Annotated in this window: 21 protein-coding genes; all 21 read right to left on the bottom strand. The window is 53.2% G+C overall.

What is annotated here, in order from left to right; genetic code table 11:
* Positions 1 to 6 precede the first annotated feature (6 nt).
* Positions 7 to 912, bottom strand: a complete 906-nt coding sequence (locus AC6RNO_RS31215) for a protein kinase domain-containing protein (protein ID WP_474686983.1) — start codon at positions 910 to 912, stop codon at positions 7 to 9.
* Entirely contained in the window at positions 896 to 1,615 is a 720-nt protein-coding gene (locus AC6RNO_RS31210) for a vWA domain-containing protein (RefSeq protein WP_488438145.1), read from the bottom strand. Before AC6RNO_RS31210 ends, AC6RNO_RS31215 begins: the two co-directional genes overlap by 17 nt.
* A 341-nt stretch (positions 1,616 to 1,956) precedes the next feature.
* The gene (spoIIE, locus tag AC6RNO_RS31205; RefSeq protein WP_474686984.1) at positions 1,957 to 4,449 is read right to left on the bottom strand and encodes a stage II sporulation protein E; all 2,493 of its coding nucleotides are present in this window, start codon (positions 4,447 to 4,449) and stop codon (positions 1,957 to 1,959) included.
* Between the two features lie 1,089 nt (positions 4,450 to 5,538).
* Positions 5,539 to 6,090: a S1 domain-containing RNA-binding protein gene (locus tag AC6RNO_RS31200; RefSeq protein WP_474686986.1), complete on the bottom strand. Its 552-nt coding sequence runs from the start codon at positions 6,088 to 6,090 to the stop codon at positions 5,539 to 5,541.
* A gap of 108 nt (positions 6,091 to 6,198) precedes the next feature.
* Positions 6,199 to 6,522 (bottom strand): FtsB family cell division protein, encoded by a 324-nt coding sequence (locus tag AC6RNO_RS31195; RefSeq protein ID WP_474686987.1) that lies wholly within the window; start codon positions 6,520 to 6,522, stop codon positions 6,199 to 6,201.
* Between the two features lie 15 nt (positions 6,523 to 6,537).
* A complete protein-coding gene (yabQ, locus tag AC6RNO_RS31190) occupies positions 6,538 to 7,113 on the bottom strand; it encodes a spore cortex biosynthesis protein YabQ (protein WP_474686989.1) in 576 nt (191 codons plus the stop codon).
* Positions 7,110 to 7,391: a sporulation protein YabP gene (yabP, locus tag AC6RNO_RS31185; protein WP_474686990.1), complete on the bottom strand. Its 282-nt coding sequence runs from the start codon at positions 7,389 to 7,391 to the stop codon at positions 7,110 to 7,112. The genes yabQ and yabP overlap by 4 nt, the downstream gene beginning before the upstream one ends.
* 105 nt (positions 7,392 to 7,496) lie before the next feature.
* Positions 7,497 to 7,760: an RNA-binding S4 domain-containing protein gene (locus tag AC6RNO_RS31180; protein ID WP_474686991.1), complete on the bottom strand. Its 264-nt coding sequence runs from the start codon at positions 7,758 to 7,760 to the stop codon at positions 7,497 to 7,499.
* Positions 7,760 to 8,032, bottom strand: coding sequence for an HU family DNA-binding protein (locus tag AC6RNO_RS31175; RefSeq protein WP_474686992.1), 273 nt, complete (start codon positions 8,030 to 8,032; stop codon positions 7,760 to 7,762). The genes AC6RNO_RS31180 and AC6RNO_RS31175 overlap by 1 nt, the downstream gene beginning before the upstream one ends.
* A gap of 121 nt (positions 8,033 to 8,153) precedes the next feature.
* A complete protein-coding gene (gene yabN, locus AC6RNO_RS31170; RefSeq protein ID WP_497107858.1) occupies positions 8,154 to 9,677 on the bottom strand; it encodes a bifunctional methyltransferase/pyrophosphohydrolase YabN in 1,524 nt (507 codons plus the stop codon).
* Between the two features lie 1,085 nt (positions 9,678 to 10,762).
* Entirely contained in the window at positions 10,763 to 12,463 is a 1,701-nt protein-coding gene (locus AC6RNO_RS31165; RefSeq protein WP_497107857.1) for an oligosaccharide flippase family protein, read from the bottom strand.
* 203 nt (positions 12,464 to 12,666) lie between these two features.
* A complete protein-coding gene (gene spoVT / locus AC6RNO_RS31160; RefSeq protein ID WP_474686855.1) occupies positions 12,667 to 13,209 on the bottom strand; it encodes a stage V sporulation protein T in 543 nt (180 codons plus the stop codon).
* A 310-nt stretch (positions 13,210 to 13,519) separates the two neighbouring features.
* Entirely contained in the window at positions 13,520 to 14,629 is a 1,110-nt protein-coding gene (locus tag AC6RNO_RS31155; RefSeq protein WP_497107856.1) for a peptidylprolyl isomerase, read from the bottom strand.
* A complete protein-coding gene (gene mfd / locus AC6RNO_RS31150) occupies positions 14,616 to 18,137 on the bottom strand; it encodes a transcription-repair coupling factor (RefSeq protein WP_474686858.1) in 3,522 nt (1,173 codons plus the stop codon). Before mfd ends, AC6RNO_RS31155 begins: the two co-directional genes overlap by 14 nt.
* A gap of 73 nt (positions 18,138 to 18,210) precedes the next feature.
* Positions 18,211 to 18,441 (bottom strand): anti-sigma-F factor Fin, encoded by a 231-nt coding sequence (fin, locus tag AC6RNO_RS31145; RefSeq protein ID WP_488438131.1) that lies wholly within the window; start codon positions 18,439 to 18,441, stop codon positions 18,211 to 18,213.
* Positions 18,442 to 18,582: 141 nt separating this feature from the next.
* Positions 18,583 to 19,143, bottom strand: coding sequence for an aminoacyl-tRNA hydrolase (gene pth, locus AC6RNO_RS31140; protein WP_474686861.1), 561 nt, complete (start codon positions 19,141 to 19,143; stop codon positions 18,583 to 18,585).
* Positions 19,144 to 19,576: 433 nt separating this feature from the next.
* Positions 19,577 to 20,224 carry a 50S ribosomal protein L25/general stress protein Ctc gene (locus tag AC6RNO_RS31135; protein WP_474686863.1) on the bottom strand — a complete coding sequence of 216 codons (648 nt, stop codon included), beginning with the start codon at positions 20,222 to 20,224 and terminating at the stop codon, positions 19,577 to 19,579.
* 87 nt (positions 20,225 to 20,311) lie between these two features.
* Positions 20,312 to 21,706 carry a bifunctional UDP-N-acetylglucosamine diphosphorylase/glucosamine-1-phosphate N-acetyltransferase GlmU gene (glmU, locus tag AC6RNO_RS31130; RefSeq protein ID WP_497107855.1) on the bottom strand — a complete coding sequence of 465 codons (1,395 nt, stop codon included), beginning with the start codon at positions 21,704 to 21,706 and terminating at the stop codon, positions 20,312 to 20,314.
* A 157-nt stretch (positions 21,707 to 21,863) separates the two neighbouring features.
* Positions 21,864 to 22,148, bottom strand: a complete 285-nt coding sequence (gene spoVG / locus AC6RNO_RS31125) for a septation regulator SpoVG (RefSeq protein WP_036655543.1) — start codon at positions 22,146 to 22,148, stop codon at positions 21,864 to 21,866.
* Between the two features lie 118 nt (positions 22,149 to 22,266).
* Positions 22,267 to 22,650, bottom strand: a complete 384-nt coding sequence (locus AC6RNO_RS31120) for a RidA family protein (RefSeq protein ID WP_474686866.1) — start codon at positions 22,648 to 22,650, stop codon at positions 22,267 to 22,269.
* A 2-nt stretch (positions 22,651 to 22,652) separates the two neighbouring features.
* Positions 22,653 to 23,489 (bottom strand): pur operon repressor, encoded by an 837-nt coding sequence (gene purR, locus AC6RNO_RS31115; RefSeq protein WP_474686868.1) that lies wholly within the window; start codon positions 23,487 to 23,489, stop codon positions 22,653 to 22,655.
* Positions 23,490 to 23,511 lie beyond the last annotated feature (22 nt).

The raw sequence follows: 23,511 nt of genomic DNA, 5'->3' as shown, positions 1-23,511 counted from the left end.
CAGTTCCTACCAATATATATAAAGGGTCGCTCCAAAAATAAATAAGGAAGCCGCGAAGCATATTTTCAGCCACGGCAGTTTCATCGATTTGGGAGCCAGTTTCCTGCTTGCGATCAAGCTGGTCCAATATCTGTAGGCTTCTTGAGAAGTGTTCATTTGACCGCCGAGCGCTTTATACAAAAAAGGGGCGATGTGGACCGCAGCCGGATTCTCGCGAATGATGACATACAGCTGTTCCAGGTCGCGGTTCTGCGGAATGGTTTGCGGAAAGGCGGCAAAACGATTTTTGCGGTCCAATGCTTTTAATAGAAGAATTGCAAATGAAAATAAATCGTAGCTCTCTTCCGCACTCCGCTCGCCCGCCATCCAGAAGCCCCGGTCGTATACTTCGGTCATCTGTTTGATCGCTCTGCCTTTGGGCGTCACTCCGCCGAAATCGATCAGGTCGACATCGCCGTAACCGGAGACGATCATATTCTCCATCTTCAGATCGCCGAACACATAGCCGCTTTTGTGCAGTTCGGTCAGCTTCTTAAGCAGTTTGGTGCCGATCACATAAATCCAATCCTGCCCATACTTATGTAAAAAGTCCGACATCGTCATGCCCTCGATATAACGCATAACGCTGAAGGGGATTTTTTTTCCCTGAACGATCATATCGTCGACATCGACCAAAAAATTTTTAAACGACGTTTCCGTAAGCGACAAGGCATGCAGCGAATTGATCTCCGATTGATGATCGACCGTTTCGTACCCGGCTTTAAGCGCATATTTCGCCCCGCCCCTGCGGACAAGAGCTACAATGCCATTGGAGCCGGCGCCTAATAAACGTTCTACATGGTAGACACGGCCATTCCATTTACCATGGATTTGTGTTCCCGGACGAAACGCGTCCTCATACCACGTAGTCACTCAACATCCCATCCTCGGCCTGTTGTGGACAAGGTTTCCCCGTTATAAACTGCAGCGTTTGCAGCAATGCGGGACCTGTCGGAGTCGTACCCTTCATGTTTATTTTATAGAACATCTTGTCCAGATTTGCAAGTTCATTCGTCCAGCCCAGATCCATTTCCCATTCTTCGCCGCGATTTTTCGTTGCCGGAAAGTGGAAAACTGCAAGCTCGCTTTTACCTGAGCGGGCTCTGAGACTGAGCAGCAGGTCGCGGATCGCCTCGCGGACGGCGGCCAGCTTAGGCTTCATGCTCGCGCTTGCGTCGATCAGCAGAGCGACCTGCAGAGAGGACGTTTCGCTCATTTCGTCGATCACTTGCACGACTTCGGCGCGCTTCGGCGGCGGGAGTTGTTCCAACTGGTCATGACCGAGAATATGCTGCAATTCTTTGCCGACGGCTTGCTGAATCGATTGGGTGACCGTTTTTCTCGTCATCATCTGGACGGTTTGGGACAACTGCTGCGAGTTCACGATACGGCTCATACCGCCTCCTGCCAAGGCAATCTCTCTGATCTCCTCCGAGCCCAGCATGCCCAGCTCCCCTTGATCGACGACGCCGATCACATTGACCGTAACTCCTTCGGCATGCGCTTCCGCAGCCGCTACAACGGGACTGACTCCCACATTCGAGCATCCGTCCGTAATAAGCAAAATTTGTTTCATCATGATCACCAGCCTCCCGGGCAAAAGAAAAGTTCGCTTTCCAGCTGTCTGTCCAAGGAATGCAGCAGAACGTATGTGTATGCGAAATGACGGATTTTATGCGGCATGAGCGGCAAATAAGCAGTCATTTCGGACAGACTTCTAGCAGCCTTTACTTCTAGTTTTGCCACGAATGAGAGAGTCTAATCATAGAAACGGGAGATTATAGCGGTATTTTACAACGATCCGATGATCGGCTGATGCAGCAAAAAGCCGGCCCCGGTCGGCCCCTGCGAATAGGGACCGATAACCCGGACCAGCCTGTGTTGTTTTTATATGATATGTGGCTCCTCCTTTCGCTATCAGCTCACCGTCTTCGGGCGTTCCAGGCGCGTAAAACCCGGCCAGCGGAAAGTCGCCCATTCCGGCTGGTGCTTCTCTACCCGCGCCACGACTACAGTCATATCATCCTGAATATCACCGTGATGATGGCGGAAAATCCGCTCCAGCAAACAATCCGCAAAATCCTGCGGCACATTCGTATCGATCTCCTGGACCATGCGCTTCATCCACATCTCTTTGTTGACGGCATGGCCCGGGGCGTCGTATATCCCGTCGGTCATCATGATCAGGATGTCGCCGGATTGCAGCGGAATGGTCACGAGATCCACCTCGATGTCCTGCACGATGCCAACCGGCAAGTTGCTCGCCGAGATCATCATCACTTCACTGCCGCGCTTAATAAAGCTCGGCGTCGACCCGGTCTTCACAAACGTCGTATTCGCGTTGTACATATCGACCAAAGCCATGTCGACGGTCGCGTACATCTCGTCGGAGGAACGCAGCATCAGCACCGAGTTCAGCGACTTGATCGCGAGCTTCTCGTCCATGCCCGACTGCAGCAGCTGCTGCAGTATCGTCAGCGCCGCCTGGCTCTCCGCCCTGGCGCGCTCGCCGTTGCCCATGCCATCGCTCAGCGCCACGGCGAACTTGCCGTTGCCCAGCTCCACCGTGCTGAAGCTGTCGCCCGAAAGCAGGTCGCCGCCCTTGGCTGCGCCGGCGACGCCGGTTTCGACCTCGTATTCCTTGGCGGAGCCGAATACGACTGTGCTGTAGCCTTCGCCGCGCTCATGCATTTGCTCGCTCTTCACGGCGACGTTCTCGCCGAGAATTTCGCTGAGCAGCGGCGCGATGATTTTGCGGCATTCATCAAATCCTTTCGTATATTGATGGATGATTTCGATGTCGACATTCCCTTCGTCCAGGCTGATAATGTCGATGCTGTGAATGGACAAGCCGAGCTCTTCGAGCGCATTGCGGATTTGCTCCTCCTGAAGGAACAGCTCCTGTCCTTCGCGTTTGATTTCTTTGGCCAAGTCCTCCATTACCTGGGAAACACCTGAAAGCTGATCCGCAACCAGCTGGCGGCTGTCGAGTATTTGCTTTTTCCAGTGCAAATCGTTTTTATAGAGGCCGTATTGCTGCTTCATCACTTCCAGCACCTGATCCGTGCGAATACACATTTTTTTCCACTCGGGCAAAATATGCTTCTTCGTCATATCCCCCTTCGCCTCAATACTTGACATCATATCGGTCATATAGGTGTACGTCTGATAAAATTTCTGATCCCAGCACTGGCTTTTTTTCCAGCAAGTTTCGCAGGTCTTTTGCGCCACGGCATTCATAAAATGCCCCACGTCCTCCTCCTTGCGAACCTCGGCGTTTTCCGTAGTAATCAGCTTGAAACTGCGGGACAGCTGCCGAAATACTTCCGAAAATTGCTGCACGCGCCCGGCCGTAATATCCCGCACCCGCCTGGCGTAGTCCTGCTGGGATTTCAAATTTTCCTGCGTGCCGGGCACGTATTTGGCGAGTATCTGGATAAAGCCGCGCGGAGTCAGCAAAAAGAGCGCAACTGCCGCCAGCGATTCCCACGTGGAATTGATCATATCCCGATTCGTTCCCAAATAGATCGATAAAATGGAGGAACCCAGCAGCATCCCGAAAGCCACAGCCAGACGGTTGCCCTCCTTGAGCAGGCCGGCCAGCATACCGGAGAAAGCAAGCAGGCTCATCTGGTAGATGGCGCTGCTGTTGGCCAGACTGAGAATCAGCCCGGTAATGACACCGACGGAAGCTCCGAACGGCGCCCCGCCCACCAGCGCGAACAGGAGAATCAAGTAACGGGACAGCACGTGCTCTAAAGTAACGGGGCCGATGAACCAACTGACCGTTCCCGTCATGACGGAAGCGAGCAAAATGATCAGACAGATGATTTCTTCGTGTTTTAAATGATAATTTTTGCGGGTTAGCGTGAAAACCGGTATCGCCTGAATGAAGATCAGCGTCAGCACCAGACTGAGCACCGATTCTACGGCAATCATGGCGACCGAGTACCACGTCAGATTGGAAACAACCATAGCGGCGAACAGTTGCACGAGAAACGTGGAGGCGAACACCTGCAGCGGGGCCAGCGAAATATCCGTTCGCTCGTATTTTTCGCAAGCTTTTTGTATGAGTAAAAAGACCAGCATCTCGGTGACAATGTAGCCCGAATGAGGGCTCAGCGAGAGCAGACTGCCTGCAAAGACGGCAACTCCCACCCAATGCAGCAAATCTCTTCTTGTGAAATAAATGACGGCAAAAAACGCAAGACCAAATGGCGACAGTTGTTCCAGAATCATCGCTCTTCCGAGCAGGAAACCCATCACTATGAGCAGCAGCGCCCATTTCTTGGCAACAAATGCTTGTACGAACCGATTCTCAAGTGCAGCACTGCGAGTTCCTGTTTTCGCCTTATGCCAAAATCCCGACCAATGTCCGCCGATTGATGTGATAACGTTTCTTCTCTGCATGTTCTTAACACCTTCCATTCGCTCTTATTGTTTCTCTAGTATAGAGACAATCTAGCAGAAAGTTTGTCAGAATGAGTTGGTAGAGTAAAAGAAATTTCCGACAAGCCCCGTCAGCTTTGTCGCCAGCCCTCAGCCCAAGCCCAGCCTTGCTTTTTCGGGTTCTTGGCTCCGCGAAAAGTCTTTTTCGCCCGAACTTTATCCTTGCGTATGCGGAGGATTTCCGTAAATTGATGTCGACTGCAGGCTCACCCCGGCGCGGGAACGCTTGCTAGAAAACCCGAACTCCATCATGTCAGATCCAAACTCTGGAAACTATCGAACGATCAACCCCAATTGGACCCGGCGCTGTACTATTAGACCCGGCACTGTATTAGGTGCAACGGTATACCACTAATATGTGCCCCTGGATGAGCGGTAATTTGGTGATGATATGCGGTATGGTCGTTTGCCGGTACCAAAAATGGCGCGCCCGAGCCGCTTCCACGACGGCAAACCACCCGCCCGCGAAGCAGCGGCTAGGCAGCCGGAAAAGCCGCGAGGGTGAGATTGCCGAAAAACTCGAGCCTTAAGAGTTGGTCCATCTCTACTTGGGAACGCGAAGAAAACCTGCAAAAGTGCAGGTTTTTTTCGCAAAAGTGGTTCGTTTTGGCGAAAAGCCTGCGATTGTGCAGGAATTTTCCGCGAAAATGAATCTGAACCTAGATCCGCGGCGAAAAGCCTGCACATTTGCAGGAATTTTTCGTAGTCAGCGTATCCATCGCGCAAAAACTGTACTTTTGCAGGCTTTCTTCGCGCATTAGGCAGATTTGTGCAATCGGCTCTGGCATGTGGGTTTCTGGGCGCCTGAAATCTGTGGGGTTCTCTACTCATGCTTTCGCACCGCGCGCAGCTCCCAGATAGATTTGTGTGACCAGCTCTGGCGTATGGGTTTCTGGGCGCCTGAAATCTGTAGGTTTTTCTGCCCATGCTTTCGCACCGCGCACAGCTCCCAACGCGCGGTGTTTCACCGCAGACGGCGGTCGGTCGGACCACATTCCACGCAAAAAAACCACACCCGCCGTAGCGAATGTGGTTTTGGTTCATGCTATATTAATCTCTTCTTCCGCCTCTTCCACCACGTTTGGACTCGGTGTTCTTCTTCAGAGACGAAATCCGCTCTTCACTGTCTTTTAGGAAACGGGACACTTTATCTTCGAACGAAAACGGCCGACTGCCGCCCTGCTGCTTATTGAAGCCTCGACCTCCACGGTCTCCGCCGCGATTGAATCCTCCACCGCCCGGAGGGCCACTGCGTTCGCCGCCACCCGGACGATTGCCTTGAAAGCCTCCGCGATCTCCGCCGGGACGTCCTTGATAGCTGCCGCCACCTTGTCGTTCAGGGCGAGCCGGTCTTTCCTCAACAGGCTTATCAATCGTCTGCTTGATCGACAATCCGATCTTTCCATCCTTGTCCACGTTAATCACTTTGACCGTGACCTTGTCATCCAGCTTTAAATGGTCATTAACGTCTTTCACATAATTGTCTGCAATCTCTGAGATGTGAACAAGACCGGTAACTCCTTCAGCAAGCTCGACGAATGCTCCAAAGTGAGTAATCCCTGTCACTCTTCCCTCTAACTTGGTGCCCACTTCAATTGCCATAAAGTAAAATGTTCCTCCCTTAAAATGTTGAAAACACTGGCTACGCCGATTATAACCGATGCGCAAATCTCGGTCAACAAGGCAATTGACTCACTTTTTCAGACGATACTAACGCGACTTCGAAACGCTCAAAGGCGTCTCTCCGCTTTTAATATAATGAAAATCTCTCCGAATAATCTGCTCCAAGTATTCGTCATCGTGAAGTCGGGATATTTCCTTCTTCGTGTCCTCATTCAGCTTCCTGGCATCGGCAAGTTGCTGCTTCATATCCTGAACCGTTGAACTCTTGGCAGAGAGCTTGGCGATCTGATCGAAAATCGTGACACCCGCCCAGCTCATGAAGCACAATACAAGGACCATGAGAAAGCGAAGTCTCCGTTTAGAACCTTTGCTGCTGCGCTTATTCGTTGATACGGCTGCTTGAGCTTGCATGAATGGGAATGCCTCCTACTTCGAGAATAACCTGCGGTATAAAGCCGCCACCTTGCTCCCAAACTTCTTGAGCCAACCGGGAAGCACCATAAATTTACGCACAGGCCGAGTCATCCAGAGGAACAGTCTCCACATAGGATAGAGTAATTGTAGCACAATTTTATACAGGAAAATAGCTACAGTCACCAAAATTCCTAAAATAATCACGACAAGCCGATATAAGCCTATAATCGGTTTAATAATGAGAATTTCGACCGTTTTTCGGATAAAACGGTACACCGCGACTACAATCCGAACGATCAACCCCGTTAGCCGTACGATCCAGATGCTGAGGAAAGCAAAATAAAAACATACCCCGATGCCGAGACCAAGAAACACAAAAAAGCGAATTTGCCCTTCGTTACTATGTACTAGCGTTCGAAATACGAGGATTGTCGCCACAATCCAATACAAGACGTCAATGATCGGGATGGTCCACCGCGGCAGCCGCAGCTTGCCCGAAAGCACGTGCAGCACATCGTAGATCGTACCTAGGGCAAGCCCGCTGAGGAACATCATCGCCAGCGTATAAAACTGGACGTTTAGCGTCACTTGAACAGCTTACCTAAAAATCCCTTGGATTTCTCCTGGGAGTTTCCGTCCACGTACGAAAGTTCGTTGACTACCCCTTCAATGGCGACTAATCCTTGTTCCAAGCTCAAATTTTTGATATGCAGATTCTGGCCCTTGATCATCAAAAAGCCCATTTCCGTTTCGAGGAGAAACTCTTCACTATCAAAGCTTTCTACGTTTAAAACTCCGGAGATCTCCAAGAGCTTGCGATTCAGCATTTTGATTTCCTGCCGTTTGTTTTTCACGGGTTCCATCATGGCCTGTACCCCTCCTTCATCTATCACTACCTTATGGAGGGATGTCCGAATTTAGAACAGAAAAGCAACAAAAAAGAGACTAATCTCTTAGTCTCTTCAAGGCTCTTATTCAGGTTGATATGCTTCTTCTTTGAGCAGCGTGTACATTTGGGCGGCGTCTTCCTTGCGGGTCGACTCCGTGAGGGCCTCCACTCGAACCGTCACTTTCTTTTGTCCGAATTGGATAGCCAGCTCGTCCCCGACTTTCACGGCGGTGCTCGGTTTGGCGTCTCTTCCGTTGATCCAGACGCGTCCTTGGTCGGATACATCCTTGGCCACAGTACGGCGTTTGATCAGACGGGATACTTTGAGAAACTTATCGAGCCGCATTATTTTACAGCGTCTTTAAGCTTGTTGCCGGCTTTGAAAGCTGGAACTTTGGACTCTGCGATCACGATCGGGCTGCCTGTTTGCGGGTTGCGGCCCGTGCGGCCGGAACGTTTGCGAGTTTCGAAAGTTCCGAAACCGATCAGTTGTACTTTATCTCCGGATGAAAGCGCGTCTGTAACCTCACCTAAAAATCCGTTCAGTACAGCTTCTACGTCTTTCTTCGTTAGTCCGCTTTTTTCTGAGATGTTGTTGATCAGATCTGTTTTGTTCATGGGTTTTCTTTACCTCCTAAAATGTTTGAAGAGCGAGTCTTCTATGTACCATTTCGGTTACATTCCATTTCAACCTTGACACCAAACTATGTATTCTGCTTTTTTCGCTAAAATCCTTCTGTCAATGATCCAGGTTTGCAATTTTTTTTGCTTCCTGCCAGTAAAATTCCATCTCTGATAACTCAGTCTGGTCAAAAGAAAGTCCTCTTAAACGTAACTGCTCTTCAATATATGAAAATCTTTGCACAAATTTACGGTTTGTCCGGCCAATGGCCTCTTCCGGGTCAATTTTGAGAAATCTCGCAAGGTTGACGATAGCAAAAAGCAGGTCCCCAAGCTCTCCCAGCCTCTCCTGCCCGGCGTCGTCCCCTTCGCTTGCCATCGCTTCCCGCAGCTCGCCGAGTTCCTCCTCGACTTTGCCCAGCACTTCATCGATTTCCGTCCAATCGAAGCCGACGGCAGCCGCTTTTTTCTGCAGCTTCCAAGCTTTCATCAGCCCCGGCAAATCGCGCGGAACGCCGTCCAAAACGGATTGCTTCGCGATGTCGATGCCTTTTTTCCGCTTTTCCTCCGCCTTGATCGCATTCCAGTTCACAAGAGCCTCGTCCGCGTCTTCCGCCTTATTCTCGCCAAAAACATGCGGATGGCGGCGAATCAACTTCTCGTTCAGCCCCGCGATAACATCGTAGACGGTAAACGTCCCGACCTCTTCCTCCATCTGGGCGTGCAGCATCACCTGCAGCAGCAGATCTCCCAGCTCTTCGCACATATGTTCGGGATCGTCCTCATCGATCGTCTCCAGCACTTCGTAAGCCTCTTCGATGAGATTTTTGCGGAGGCTGGCATGAGTCTGCTCCCGATCCCACGGACAGCCTTCCGGGCTGCGCAAAATTTGCACGATTTCATGCAAACGACCGAAGGAACGGTAGTAGATCCTATCTTCCTCGCTGCGCGGCACCCACACCAGAGACAGGTTGCCGTAGCCTTTGAGATGATCCAGCTCGTGAAGCTCCACTTCCTCGATCCGCTCAGCTCCGGCAACGCCGAGAGAATGGCCGACCACGACGCGGTAATCATCCGGGTACGCCTCCATAAGACTTAATTTGACATCCGATGCCGTCAAAGTATCGTACACCTGCCCGATCACCGTATGCAAACGCGGATTCAAACTATAGCGGTTCAGGCTCGTCGCATCCAACAGCTGAAAGCCTTCGATCGGATCGAAGCCGAACCGCAGGAAAGCCTGGTCCAGAAAACTTTCGCCGCCCAACAAAGAAAGCGTAATCCGCTCCTGCGGGCAGCGCTCCTTAAGCAGCTGCACCGTATATTCCGCCACCATCGGATGACCAGGCACAGCATAGATCACCTCCGCGGTCTGCTCTTTGGCCGCCGCGATCAATTGGTCTGCAATCGATTTATACACCTGCTCGAACGAAGCGTGCGCGGTGTAGTTGTCATCGAACGTACGGTAAGGTATCCGATTCGCATCCAGCATGGCGACCATCGGATGATCCGCGGTCCGCAAATACACGACGGCCTGCTCCCGGGACGCCGCTTGAAGCTTCTTCCAGACGCCCAGCGTGAGCTGGTCCTCGTCGCCGGTTCCCAGACCGACAACCGTGATAGGCGCATATGTATGAGTCATGTGTACATGACACCTCCTATTGGGTATAAACATGGGCTGAATAAAGGCAGTTGCCCTTCGCCCAGTGCAAAAAAGAACGTTGTCGCGTGGGGGCGGCAGCTATCATGCTGCACCCCGTCCCCTCTGGATTTAAATACGTTGGACTACGGCCGGCCAGATACCGCCTGTGTCCCCGCATCATCGCCCGCAGAAACCCGGGAAAATGAGATGGGTGAAAAAACCATCTGCTAGAACGGACGTATCACTAGCAGCGCGGGGAATGCCGGCGATGCCTGAGAGTGCTGGGTAAGTCGCAGAAGGCTCGCGAAACTGAGAATGCTGGGTATGCCACAGAATGCTGCAATGACTGTAAATGCTGGGTTAACCGCAGAAGGCTCGCGATGACTGTGTATGCTGGGTAAGTCGCTGAATGCTAGTGATGACTGTGTATGCTGGGTAAGTCGCAGAAGGCCGGGAATATCCGGACGAATCTGGAGCAAGCCAGCGAAAGCTTGAGAGCCCGGAGAATGACCGGAAATGCCAGAAAACACCTGCAACATCCAAGCTACCCAAAAACCCGCACGCCAGACCCATAGCCGCCATTTGCCTCTTAGTCGCGCAGAAAAACCTGCAAAAGTACAGGTTTTTGCTCGTTGATACGCCGACTGCGAAAAATTCCTGCAAATGTGCAGGCTTTTCATCGAGTACAAGGGGCTCAGCCCCATTTTGAGAGAAAATTCCTGCGCATTTGCAGGCTTTTCGCCAAAATGAACCATTTTCGCAGAAAAAGCCTGCACTTTCGCAGGTTTTTCCCCCAGCCGGGGCACCGAGACGCCTCGTGCACGCGCGCTGCGGGGCGCTCACGACCGGGCACGCCGAGACGCCTCATGCACGCGCGCGCTGCGGGGCGCTCACGATCGGGCGTGCCGAGACGCCTCGTGCACGCGCGCTTTCTCCGCGGCGTCGCCCGGGGGCTGGGCAAGCCAGCCCCACGCGAGCTCGCGCGCTGCGGGGCGCTCATGGCTTGTCCCCGCCGGGGCGCGGCGNCGGCGTCGCCCGGGGGCTGGGCAAGCCAGCCCCACGCGAGCTCGCGCGCTGCGGGGCGCTCATGGCTTGTCCCCGCCGGGGCGCGGCGGCGGGAGCAGCTTCGCCAGGACCGGAGCAAGCTTCCGGTCCAGCTCCGGCATCAGCCGCAGCTCCTCGCGGCTGATGCTGCCGCTGCGCAGCAGCGCAAGCGCGTAGACGGCTGCGCCGCCGGCTACGCTCACCAGAGCGATGGCGCTCCAGCCCCATCGCTCCGGCACATGCGCGGCCGCGAGCGCCGGCCGCGCCAACAACTGCAGCGCTGCGAGGCAGACGCCCATCAGGCCCACGGCCAGCGTGGGCCTTGCGGCGTACTGCCGCAGCGGAAAGCGCGCCCCGGTGCAGCGTGCCAGCTGCACCAGATTCAGCCCCGCGGCAGCGGCATAGGCGACGACCGCGCTAATCGCGGCGCCTTCGATGCCCCAGCGGGGCATGAGCCACACATTGCCGAGCGCCTTGAGCGCGGCGGCAATGAGCAGGGCTTTCGCCGGCGTGCGGATCGCGCCGGCGCCCTGGAGCACGCTGGCGGTGACCGCGTTCAGCGTGCTGAACAGGGCCGTGAAAGCGAGCACGGCCATCGTCCAGCTGGCGTCGCTGCTCGCGTACAGCATGACGTTGATCGGCACCGCCGCAAAGGCGAGCCCGAAGGAGGCGCCAAGGCCGATCAGCCAGGCAAGCTTGACCGCCATCTCAGCCCGCGAGCGGATAAGTCCTGCTTGCCCCTTCATGTTCGCTTCGGCAATCGCCGGGACAAGCGCCGCCGACATCGACGAGGCGACCATGACGACTAGCTGGACGAGGGGCAAGCCTCGGTTGTACAAACCGAACTGCCGCATCGCCTCGGCTTCGTTCATCAGCGACGCATCCAGCAAACGGGGCATCGTGAACGTATCGACCAGATTCAGAATCGGCACGACGATCGCTCCCAGGCAGACCGGAATGGCGTAAGCCGCAATGCGCCATGCCCACTGTGCATTGCTCAGATTTTCCCCAGCCACCGCCCGTTCCGGCGCGGGATGCTTGGATCGGGCATTCCGGTCTTTGCGCCAGTATATGAGCATGACGAGCAAGCCTGCACCCGCTCCTGTAACCGAACCGAACGTCGCCCCGGCGGCGATCCACTCCTCGTTAGCCGACAAGGCGACAAAATAGAGCAGCAGCGCCACCATCGTTATTACCCGAATAAGCTGCTCCATGACCTGCGAGACCGCTGTCGGCACCATGTCGTGATGCCCCTGAAAATATCCCCTCAGCACAGCCATCACCGGCGACAGCAGCAGTGCGAAGGATACGCTGCGAATAGCCCGCTCCGTCTGGCTGATGCCGATCCAGGCGGCGATCTGTCCGGCGCCCATGTACAACAGCACAAATAGTAGCGCGCCCGTTCCCATCAACAGCAGCGAAGAAACATAAACGATTCGCCGGGCCCCCTGCGGATCTCCTGCGGCGGCACGCTCGGCGACAAATTTGGACACAGCCACCGGAAACCCGGCCGTCGCCGCAAACAAAATAAGAATATACAGCGGATAAACCGCATTATAAATGCCAAAAGCCGTATCCCCGGCCAAGTTTTGCAGAGGAATCTTTTGCAAGGTGCCCAAAAGCTTGGACAATACGGCAGCGGCTCCCAGCACGGCAGCCCCCCGCAGCAGTCCTGATCCCGATTGGGCCCGGCGCAGATCTTCCCCCGTGCGGGCGCTCCGATCCGCTTGAGTGTCCTCCACAATGAATCCCCCATTGCTTGCATTCTAACGAAATGCCGTTTAAGAAATATTATAACGAAATCCTCCTCTTCCGACAAAAAAAGCTTCCTCTCCGATGAAAATTTTTCTCGACAAGGAAGCTGCGTTCTCCGAATATTCTGTTGTTGTACCGATTCCCGGCGTCTGTCCGATGAAATTGCTTGTTCATCGGACAGACGCCTTGCTTATTGCTCCATTTGCTTCGCCAGGAAGCCTGCTGCGGTTTCCACCATTTTGACTTCCAATTGACCCATCTTGACGCCTTCGTCCTTATTGATCAAAATGACCGAGCCGATCGGATCGCCGCCCGCCACGATAGGCGCAATCACAAAAGAAGAATAAGTGTCGCTGGCGTCTTTGATAATCTCGTACTGCCCGCTGCTGCTTTCCAGCACTGCTTTGCGGTTCTCCATACAAGTTTCCACGACAGAACCGATCGATTTGTCCAAATAGTCTTTCTTGGAACCTCCGGCCACCGCGATGACCGAATCCCGATCCGAAATCATAGTCACATGGTTTGTGCTTTCAAACAAGGACTCCGCATATTCTTTGGCAAAATCGCCCAGCTCGCCGATCGGCGAGTATTTCTTGAGAATGACTTCGCCGTCCCGGTCCACGAAAATTTCCAACGGGTCTCCCTCGCGGATGCGAAGTGTGCGCCGTATCTCCTTGGGAATGACAACTCTCCCTAAATCATCTATCCGACGGACAATTCCAGTTGCCTTCATACCTCTAGATGCCTCACTTTCCTCATGAAGAATTGGATACGACTGGAGCATAACAACTTTTTATTCTGGATTGGAGGGAATTCGAATTCTACCCATAGTATTCTTCCCGGCCTATTTTTTATGCAGACGCTTCACCAACTAACTTCCAGCACGCTTGAAAGCGACTTTCATTAAGTAGTTTGGCATGCTGCTGACGTTATCTTGTCCATTTATGTCAAAAACAAACAGGATGCCCCAAAAGGGACATCCTGGAAATTCTGTCACACGGTGCACGCCGTGTTTCCCGCATGACGGCGGTCATTCGAACACATTACTTTGCAGGCGCTGCGCTTGCCGCAGGGCTGGCCGCTGCAGACGGGCTTGCTGCGGGAGTTGCTGCCGGAGCTGCTGTAGGCTTAGGCAGATTGTTCGTTTCAATCATGCCCGGAACTTCTTTTTCCGCGAAGTCCGAAAGCGAACCTTCCGCCAATTGCGATTTGATTTGCGTTTTCATCGTATCATCCAGCGGTTTGGTCGTTCTGGATTCCACTTTCATGACATGATACCCGTAGTCGGATTCAACCGGGTCGCTGATTTTGTTGATCGGCAGCGTGAGAGCCGCTTCCTTAAATTGCGGAACCCATTGGTTCACGTCCGCATCTTTATAGGTGCCTCCTTTGTCCTTGGAACCCGGATCATCGGAATATTCTTTGGCCAGCGCGGCGAAGTCGCCGCCTTTATCGAGCTTGTCCTTCACTTCTTTGGCTCGTGCCAAAGCTTCATCTTTGGTGCGAATGTCTTTTTGCGTTGCGGAATCTTTCAAGCTGATCAGAATGTGGCTTACCGTCACAACGTCAAAAGCATGCTGAGCCGCTTGTTTATTGTACGAATCCTGAACTTGCTGATCGGTCACTTTGCTTTCCATACTGCCCATCGTATAGAAGCTCATTTTCATCAACGATTCGATATCCTTCAGCTCGACATTGTTGTCTTTGAGCTGTTTGTCCACGCCGCCTTCCATTTTGCCGAAATAGTCCTGGAAGGACTTCATTTGCTCGGCAACCTGCTTATCGGCGGTTTCCTTCGTTTTGTCATCGGCACGCGCGGACAGCACGCGGAATGTCACCAATCGATTGAGCATGTCCTGCTGGAAGGCAGGGTCGCTCATATATTGCGCAAGCTGCGGGCTGAACATTTTGTTCACGTTGATAAAAGAGTCAAATTCGCTGCGGGTAATTTTACCCCCGTCTTTGTAGGTCGCGATAACGTCCGCCGGATTAGCCGCGGCAGCAGCCGTAGCGGCCGGAGAAGCGGTTGCGCCGCCCTCCGCCTTCTTCTGGCCGCATGCGCTGAGAACGGAAATTGCGAGCAGCAGCACCACCATAGTTAGGATCCATTTTTTCGAATAGAACATTGATTTACCGGTATTATTTGGCAACATCTTGCAATTCTCCCTTCGTTTTCAAAACCTCCTTGTATTGTACCAGAAATTTTTCCACCAATTCGATGGAAGCTTCCGGCGTAAGCCCCTTGCAGCGGACAAGGATATGAATTTGCGGCCCCGCTACAAGCTTGATGCGGCCTTCAAAGCGATTAGACAGGGAGAACAGCTTCTGCCCGTCAAGTTTGTCGTTCTGGTCGGTATGCACCTTGATCTGGTAATCATCCCCTTTTTGGCTGATCGTTTCAATCCGGTACTCCGAACCGTATGCTTTCAAACGAGCCACCGATAACAAGTTGAACACGGCCTGCGGGAGATCCCCGAATCGATCGACGAGCTCGTCGTGCAGATCCGCGGCTTCTTCCAGTGTGCGAATGGCAGCCACTTTTTTGTAGATTTCGATTTTTTGCATGCTGTCGTAGATGTAGTCGGACGGCAGGTAAGCGTCCAATTGGATGTCAATTTGCGTATTCCATTCGGGTCCCGGCGCAGCTTCCTCGCCTTCGATTTCCTGTTTGCGCTTGGCTATTTCTTCCGCGAGCATTTGCGAGTACAAGTCAAAGCCCACAGAAGCAATAAAGCCATGCTGTTCCGCGCCCAACAAATTTCCGGCGCCCCGGATGGCCAAATCCCTCATGGCAATTTTAAAGCCTGATCCCAGTTCTGTAAACTCTTTAATCGCTTGCAGACGTTTTTCCGCCACTTCGGTCAGCACTTTATCGCGCTGATACGTAAAATAGGCGTAGGCGATCCGGTTGGAGCGTCCGACGCGTCCGCGCAGCTGGTACAGCTGGGAAAGCCCCATTTTATCCGCATCGTGGACGATCAGCGTGTTCACGTTCGGGATGTCGACGCCGGTCTCGATAATGCTTGTGCTGACAAGCACGTCATATTCTCCGTCGAGAAAATCGAGAATCGTCTTTTCCAGCTCCTGCTCGCCCATCTGCCCGTGGGCAACCGTCACGCGCGCGTCCGGCACCATCATGGAGATTTGGTCCGCCATTTGCGTAATTCCTTGAACACGGTTGTAAAGAAAATAGACTTGCCCTTCGCGGGCAAGCTCGCGCTCGATCGCTTCCCGGACCAGGCCCGGGCTGTACTCGACGACGTACGTCTGAACCGGAAAACGGTTCTCCGGCGGCGTCTCGATGACGGACAAATCCCGCACGCCGAGCATCGACATGTGCAGCGTCCGCGGAATCGGCGTCGCAGTCAGCGTCAGCACGTCCACGTTCGTCTTCAGCCGCTTCAGCTTCTCCTTATGGGATACGCCGAACCGCTGTTCCTCGTCCACGATCAGCAGCCCCAAATCCTTGAACTGCACGTCCTGCGACAGCAGCCGGTGCGTGCCGATCACGACGTCGACGGTGCCTTTCTTGATGCCCTTCATCACTTCCGTCTGCTCCTTTTTGGAGCGGAAGCGGCTGAGCACCTGCACATTGAACGGATAGCCCGAGAACCGCTCGCGGAACGTTTCATAGTGCTGCTGCGCCAAAATCGTCGTCGGCACCAGCACCGCCACTTGCTTGCCGTCGATGGCTGCCTTGAACGCCGCGCGAACGGCCACCTCCGTTTTGCCGTAGCCTACGTCGCCGCACAGCAGGCGGTCCATCGGACGCGTTTTCTCCATGTCCACCTTGATTTCCTCAATCGCCCTCAGTTGATCGCGCGTTTCGTCATACGGGAACATCGCTTCGAATTCATTTTGATAGGCGCTGTCTTTGCTAAACCCGTAACCCGAGGTCGCCTGACGATCGGCATACAGTTTGATCAGATCGTCGGCAATGTCCTTGACCGAAGCCCGCACCTTGCTCTTGACCCGCGCCCATTCGGCGCCGCCAAGCTTATAAACTTTCGGCTCTTTCTCTTCCGAGCCTACGTATTTCTGGATCAGATCGATCTGGTCAATCGGCACCGAGAGCTTGTCGCCGCCAGCATACATAATATGCAGGTAGTCTTTGTGAATGCCGCCGACTTCCAGCGTGCCGATCCCGACATATTTGCCGATGCCGTGGTTCACGTGAACGACATAATCGCCGATTTTCAGCTCCTGATAGCTTTTGATCCGCTCGGCGTTCTCCAGCTTCTTCTCCACTTTGCGCGCTTTGCGCTGCTTCTGCGTGAAGATTTCGCCTTCCGTGATAACGACCAAATGAATCGAAGGCAGCTCAAAGCCGGCCTGCAGGTTGCCGTCCACAATCAGCGGCTCTTCGATCTGGTAGTCGTGAAACACGCGCTTCACCCGCTCCGACCGCTCTTCCCCGTTCGCCAGAAGAATGACTTTGCTTCCGTTCTTCTTCCAGCGCTCCATCTCCGATTTTAAGAGATTCATTTGCCCGTGGAAGTTTTGCATGACCCGACAGACGAAATTCACGATATTTTGCGGCTGAACGCCCGCAACTTGTCTAAGGAAAAGCGACACGTACAGCGTCGGGAACGGCCTGCGGTGAAGCAGCGATTCGTACGATTTGGAGAGCACAAAAGCCGGCAAGCTCTTCCCCTCTTGCAGCGCGTGCATCATCCATTCCGCCTCGTCGCGTTCCAGTTGCTTCGCCGTCTCCAGCAGACGGGCAGGCTCGTCGATGATCAGCACCGCATCTGTGGGCATGTAGTCCATCAGGGTCTGTCTTTCCGTATATAAAAGCGATATATATTTATAAATGCCGGGGAACGTCTGCCCCTCGCGAAGCAGTTCGATGTCGTGGCCGATGCCTTCCAGCAGTTTATCCTTCGCCGCGCGATCGGTCATTTTCTCTAACTGCGCCTGCAGCAGCTCATAAGCATGTTGGGCAGCAGATTGTAATCGCTTTCCATCCGCTTGAATCTCCCGGCATGGCGGAATTGTCACCGCCTCTAATTTATCGACCGAGCGCTGGTCGCTAACATCAAACGTGCGAATCGAATCGACATCGACATCAAAAAGCTCAATCCGAATGGCATGATCGGATGTGAGCGGATACAAATCCAGTATTCCCCCGCGAACACTCATTTCGCCCTTGGATTCTACGCGTTCCACCCGTTCGTAGCCCAGCGCCGTCAGCCGGCCCAGCAGCTCATCCAAATGAACCGTATCTCCAACCTTGATCGTGACGCGCGAATCCTCGAACACCTGTTTGACCGGCAGCAATCTTCTGACTCCGGCAAAAGGTGCGACTACCACGCCGCGGTACCCTCCGGCAAGCTTGGTCAGGGCATCGATCCGCTGCGCAAGCATTTCCGGGCTCGCCGCCGCTTCTTCGGTCGCCATCATTTCCTGGGACGGATACAACAGCACTTCGTCTTCCGACAGGCATTCCAGCAAATCCTCGAAAATCTTCTGTGCGGAAAACATATTGTGGGTAATAATGAATAGCGGTCGCTGCAATTCGCGCGCAAGTGCGGCGATCATCACTTGTCGAGAGGAGCCGGTGAGACCGGCAATGAGCTGCTCTTTCATCTCGGAGCGAACGCCGGACACAATCGTTTGAAAATCGGCATCCGCAGAAAAAGCTTGAACTAAAGCTTGCAAACAATGACACTCCTCTCACAAAAAGAAGCCTCGGCATGCTTGCCTAGGCTATTGTTCCCTTCATCAACCATGACTACTGCAGAGGGCTGGCCAGCAGCGAAAGCTCCGGGTTAGCCTCAAGCGCTTCACGGCAATAATCACAGACGACCTTTACGGTAACGTCTCCATCCGTGTTATACGATATTATATCTCTCCGTTCTTCGGGGGTCAAGAAATGGAAGCCCAGTTGCTGCTCTGTAATCGCAGCCTGATTGATTTCCCCGACAAAGGTGAGACAATGCCTGCAAATATACTTGATTGACATAGTGTATGCCCCCTTCAAATGGCCTATTACACGGAAAGCGGCCCAATCTTTGCGCAGCCCGCCTTCCGTTTATATCCTAGTATGGCCATTTGCAGGAGAAATTAGCCAACGCCGCTGCAGCTTCCTGCGCGGCTCCGGCCCCTATTTATTGAATTTCGCCATAGTCCGCTCAAACGAATTGTCCAGACTGTACTCCATCGCATCGCACGTAAGATCAAGCACCTGCTCGATCGAGCGCATTTCCTCTTTGGAAAAGTTGGACAGCACGTAATCGGCGATATTGTAACCCGGCGCAGGTCTGGATACGCCGATCCGAATCCGGTTGAAGCTCTGCGTCCCCCCGTGCTGGATAATCGATTTGATGCCGTTATGCCCGCCGGCGCTTCCTTGATAACGCAGACGGATTTGGCCGAAAGCCGTATCCATATCGTCGTAAATAATCGTCACGTCATCGAGATCGGCCTTATAAAAATCGAGAAAAGCGCGCATCGCTTCGCCCGACAGGTTCATATAAGTCATCGGTTTGAGCAAATACACTTTCGTTCCGTTTACATTGCCTTCTCCGAGCAGCGCCCTGCCCTTATTTTGAAACGAGCCGATGCCCCATTTCGCCGCGAACCGGTCCACTGCCATGAACCCGATATTGTGGCGGTTCAGCTCATACTGCTTGCCGGGATTGCCCAGCCCGATAAAACATTTCACGCTGCATCCTTCCTCCAATAAAACAAATTATTTACAAAAAAATATATCCTGCCGCCGGAACGAAGTTCCCGAACGCATTGTCATATTATTATGAAGCAGCAAAAATTTAAAAAATGCAGGTGAGACAACGCTTATGTACGATAATGGTCAAAAACTAACTCATGATCATCATTTTCAGGATCATGTAGACGCAAGCGTCCCCGTCCAAGTATACTATCAAACCGCCCACAAGGATATAGGCTTTGTAGAAGTGTACTCCACACATTTTATTAAAGTCAACAATACCTTCTATAACCGAACTTTACACGATTTTATTTCACGTCCAGGCTATTAAAGTATAGCCCCCTCATCCCCGAGGAAATCAAGCATCGCAGCACGGCGGCAATGAAAAGGGCGCCTCCCCAAGCGGAGCGGCACCCTTTTGGCGTTGTGCTTACGTGGTCTGTTCTTCCTTCGCTTCCTCGGCAATCGACTCCTGGGAAGCTTTCGTTTCTTGCGAAGCGGCCGGATCCTCGACGGCTTCGGTCTCTTTCTGAGGAGCCAGCACGGTTACGATGAGCTCGTTCGGGTCCGATTTGACCTCGATTTCCTCCGGAACCGAGATCTGGTTGACCAGCAGGTTGTCCCCGAGGCCCAGCCCGGAAATGTCGACGGGGATGGTGGCCGGGATGTGCTGCGGCAGGCAGCGAATTTCCAGCTCGTGCAGCTGTACCTGAACGATGCCGCCTTCCTTGGCCCCTTCGGCTTCGCCGACGAAATCGAGGGCCACGACCGTTTTGACCGGCTCATCCATGCTGATTTGATGAAAATCGACATGCAGCAGCTCCCGGTTCACTTTATCTCTCTGCAGCTCGTTCATCATGACCGGCTGTTTGCCGCCTCCGTTCGGAAGTTCCATCTCGATGATCGCGTGCGGATTTTTGCGCAGCAGCGCAAGCAGCTCCTTTTGATCGATCGCGATGACGAGATTCCCGGTTTTTTTGCCGTAGACAACGCCGGGAATTTTGCCTTTTGCGCGCAGCTGCTTGATTTCGGATTTGGTCGTGCCTTGGCGCGCGTCCGCTTTTAACGTTAATGCCATATGAAAAAAACCTCCTGAGAGTAGGTTTAACCGCTAATCAGTAGCGTGCCCAATCTCAGGAAGTTCCATCCAATTCCCTGTTGCCTTCTATCCTTTTTTGTTCTTTTTCGCCTGCATCCGCGCTTTGATCTTATCAGCGTAGCCGGGCTTGTTGGTTTGCCGCTCGCGGGCGATGGCCAAATCTCCGTCCTCAACCGCATGCGTAATCGTGGAGCCTGCGACCACATAGGCGCCTTTGCCGATTTTAACCGGCGCGATCAGGTTCACGTTGCTGCCGACGAAAGCGTCGTCTTCGATCTCGGTCAGGCTTTTGTTGAAGCCGTCGTAATTGACCGTTATCGCGCCGCAGCCGATGTTGACATTGGTGCCTACAACCGCATCGCCTACGTAGCTCAAATGCGATACCTTCGTTCCATCGCCGAGCGTCGCGTTTTTGATTTCGACGAAATCGCCGATTTTGACATGCTTCCCGATCTTCGCGCCCGGCCGCAAATAAGCGAACGGACCGACGCTTGCGTCGCTGTCGACAAAAGCGTCCTGCAGCACGGACTGCTTCACGGTAACTTCATCTAACAACGTGGAGTCGTTGATTTCCGTTTGCGGGCCGATCGTGCAATTCTCGCCGATCGACGTTTGGCCGCGCAAAATCGTGCCCGGCAGCAGCACCGTATCCGCTCCGATGGTCACTCCCGCTTCAATGTACGTACCCGCCGGATCGACGATCGTTACGCCGTTCAGCATATGAGCGCGATTGATTCTTTCCTTCATCAAACGCTCCGCCTCGGCAAGCGCTACCCGGTCGTTCACCCCGATCGACTCCGCGCTGTCCGCCATGCAGTACCCTTGCACGATCTCGCCGCGCCCCGTCAAAATGCCGATAACATCCGTCAAATAGTACTCTTTCTGGGCGTTGTCATTTTTCACCGCAGCGAGCGCATCGAACAGCTTGCGGTTGTCGAAGCAGTACGTCCCCGTATTGATCTCCTGAACGGCCGCTTCTTCGCTGCTGCAATCCTTCTGCTCCACGATGCGGCTCACGCGGGAGTCTTCCCCGCGGATGATGCGTCCGTATCCATGCGGTTGATCGAGCTTGGCCGTCAAAATCGTCGCCGCCGCCCCCGACTGGCTGTGCAGCTCCAGCATGCTCCGCAGCGTCCCTTCGGAAATCAACGGCGTATCGCCGCAGATGACGATAGTCGTGCCTTCCTCGGCGCCCAGCGCGTCTTTGGCCTGCAAAACCGCGTGGCCGGTCCCGAGCTGCTCCGATTGCAGCGCATATTCCACCTTATCGCCCAGGTATGCCTGTACCGCCTCCGCTCCGTAGCCAACGACGACGAGCGTCCTTTCCGCCTGCATATCCCTTAACGTATCTGCAACGTGACCTACCATCGGCTTGCCTGCAACCGGGTGGAGCACTTTATAAAGCTTCGATTTCATCCGTTTACCCTGACCTGCCGCCAGTACGATTGCCATTAATTTCAACTGACATCCAACCCCTTTATTTATAAACTTATTAAAATAAATCCTAGTATACGCGCATTATCGTAAATCGTGATATGAAAGTCGGTTCATCCCCAAATATAGCTCAATTCCCACAAAAAGAAAAGAGAGCCCGGCGGGCTCTCCAGATGTTGAACAATTAAGCGCCTTCTTCGATTACTTCTTCTTCAGCTGCTGCACGATCATATTCAGCCAAAACCGCAGCTTGAATTTTTTCGCGAGTCGTTGAAGAAATGGGATGAGCGATATCGCGGAACTCCCCGTCAGGAGTCCGTTTGCTTGGCATAGCCACGAACATACCGTTGTTTCCGTCAATCACACGAATATCGTGAACGACGAACTCGTTGTCGATGGTAATGGAAGCAATCGCCTTCATTCTCCCCTCGGAATTAACCCGGCGGAGTCTTACATCTGTAATTTGCACTTGTGTTCACCACCTTTTTCCATCGCTAGGACTTGGGTGTATAATTCCACATTTTAGTGCAAATTCCTTCTTCCTTTTTCGGGAAATTGAATAATTTTATGCGTTCTTAATGTTTCGATCAAGATTCGACAGAAATTCCAACAATTAGTTCAATTTCGACAAAAACATCCCTTGGCAGTCTGGCCACTTCGACAGTCGAACGAGCCGGTTTGTGATCGCCAAAATAGGAAGCGTAAATCTCGTTCAGCTCTGCAAACTGATTCATGTCCTTCAAAAACACGGTCGCCTTGACCACCTGCGAAAAATCGGTGCCCGCCGCTTCCAATACAGCCTTCAAATTGGCGAATACTTGATGCGCCTGTTCCTTGATGCCGCCCTGAACGATCTGACCGTCCGTACCGAGCGGGATTTGTCCCGACGTAAACAGCAGATTGCCCAGCTTAACCGCCTGCGAATAAGGCCCGATTGCGGCCGGAGCCGCTGAAGTCGCGATATATTCCATGTTTACAAGTCTCCTTTTGCATCGTCAAAGTAATTGCCCGGCTCTACGGTAATCTGTTTCGTTTTCGAATCCACCCCGTACATCCGTGCAAGCGATACATAATGGTCTACCAAATGCTCATCCACCTCGCAGGATTCCATGAACACCCCTACGCCCTGGACGGAAGCCTTGAACTCGCTTAACAGGTCCATCATGCCGTGAATCGTGCCGCCCACATGCATGAAGTCATCGATGATCAGCACCTTGGATTCTTCCTTTAGCGCGCGTCTGGCGAGCGACATCGTCTGAATCCGTTTGTTGGAGCCCGATACATAATTGATGCTTACGGCAGAACCCTCCGTCACCTTGCCGTCTCTGCGTACAATAACGACGGGAAGATTCATATAAGTGGCTGTCGCATAAGCAAGCGGAATGCCTTTGGTTTCAACCGTCATAATCACGTCCAAGTCTTGACCGGCGAACGCCGAGGCAAAAGTTTTGCCGATCTCATTCAAATGGTGCGGCTGTCCCATAATATCCGACATATACAAATAGCCTCCGGGCAAAATGCGCTCCGGCTGCTGCAGCTGCAGGCACAGGTTTTGTATAAAACGCAGTGACGCCTCCTTCGGCATCTTTGGCGTAAACTTCACGCCCCCCGCCGCTCCGGCCAGCGTATGCAGTTCACCAAGCCCTTCTTCTTCAAACACTTCTTTAATGATCGCCAAATCTTCGCTAATCGAGGATTTAGCTGAATTGTAACGCTCGGCAAAAGTCGTTAAAGGAATCAACGAATGGGGGCGGAATAGTAAGTACTGCGTCATTTCCACCAGCCTGGCGCTCCTTTTTAACTTTTTCATCGCCTTCCCCCCCAGAATCCGA

It is taken from the genome of Paenibacillus sp. sgz302190, from assembly GCF_059820445.1.
The sequence above is the reverse complement of the archived record's forward strand: the minus strand, read 5'-3'. Positions and strand labels throughout refer to the sequence as shown.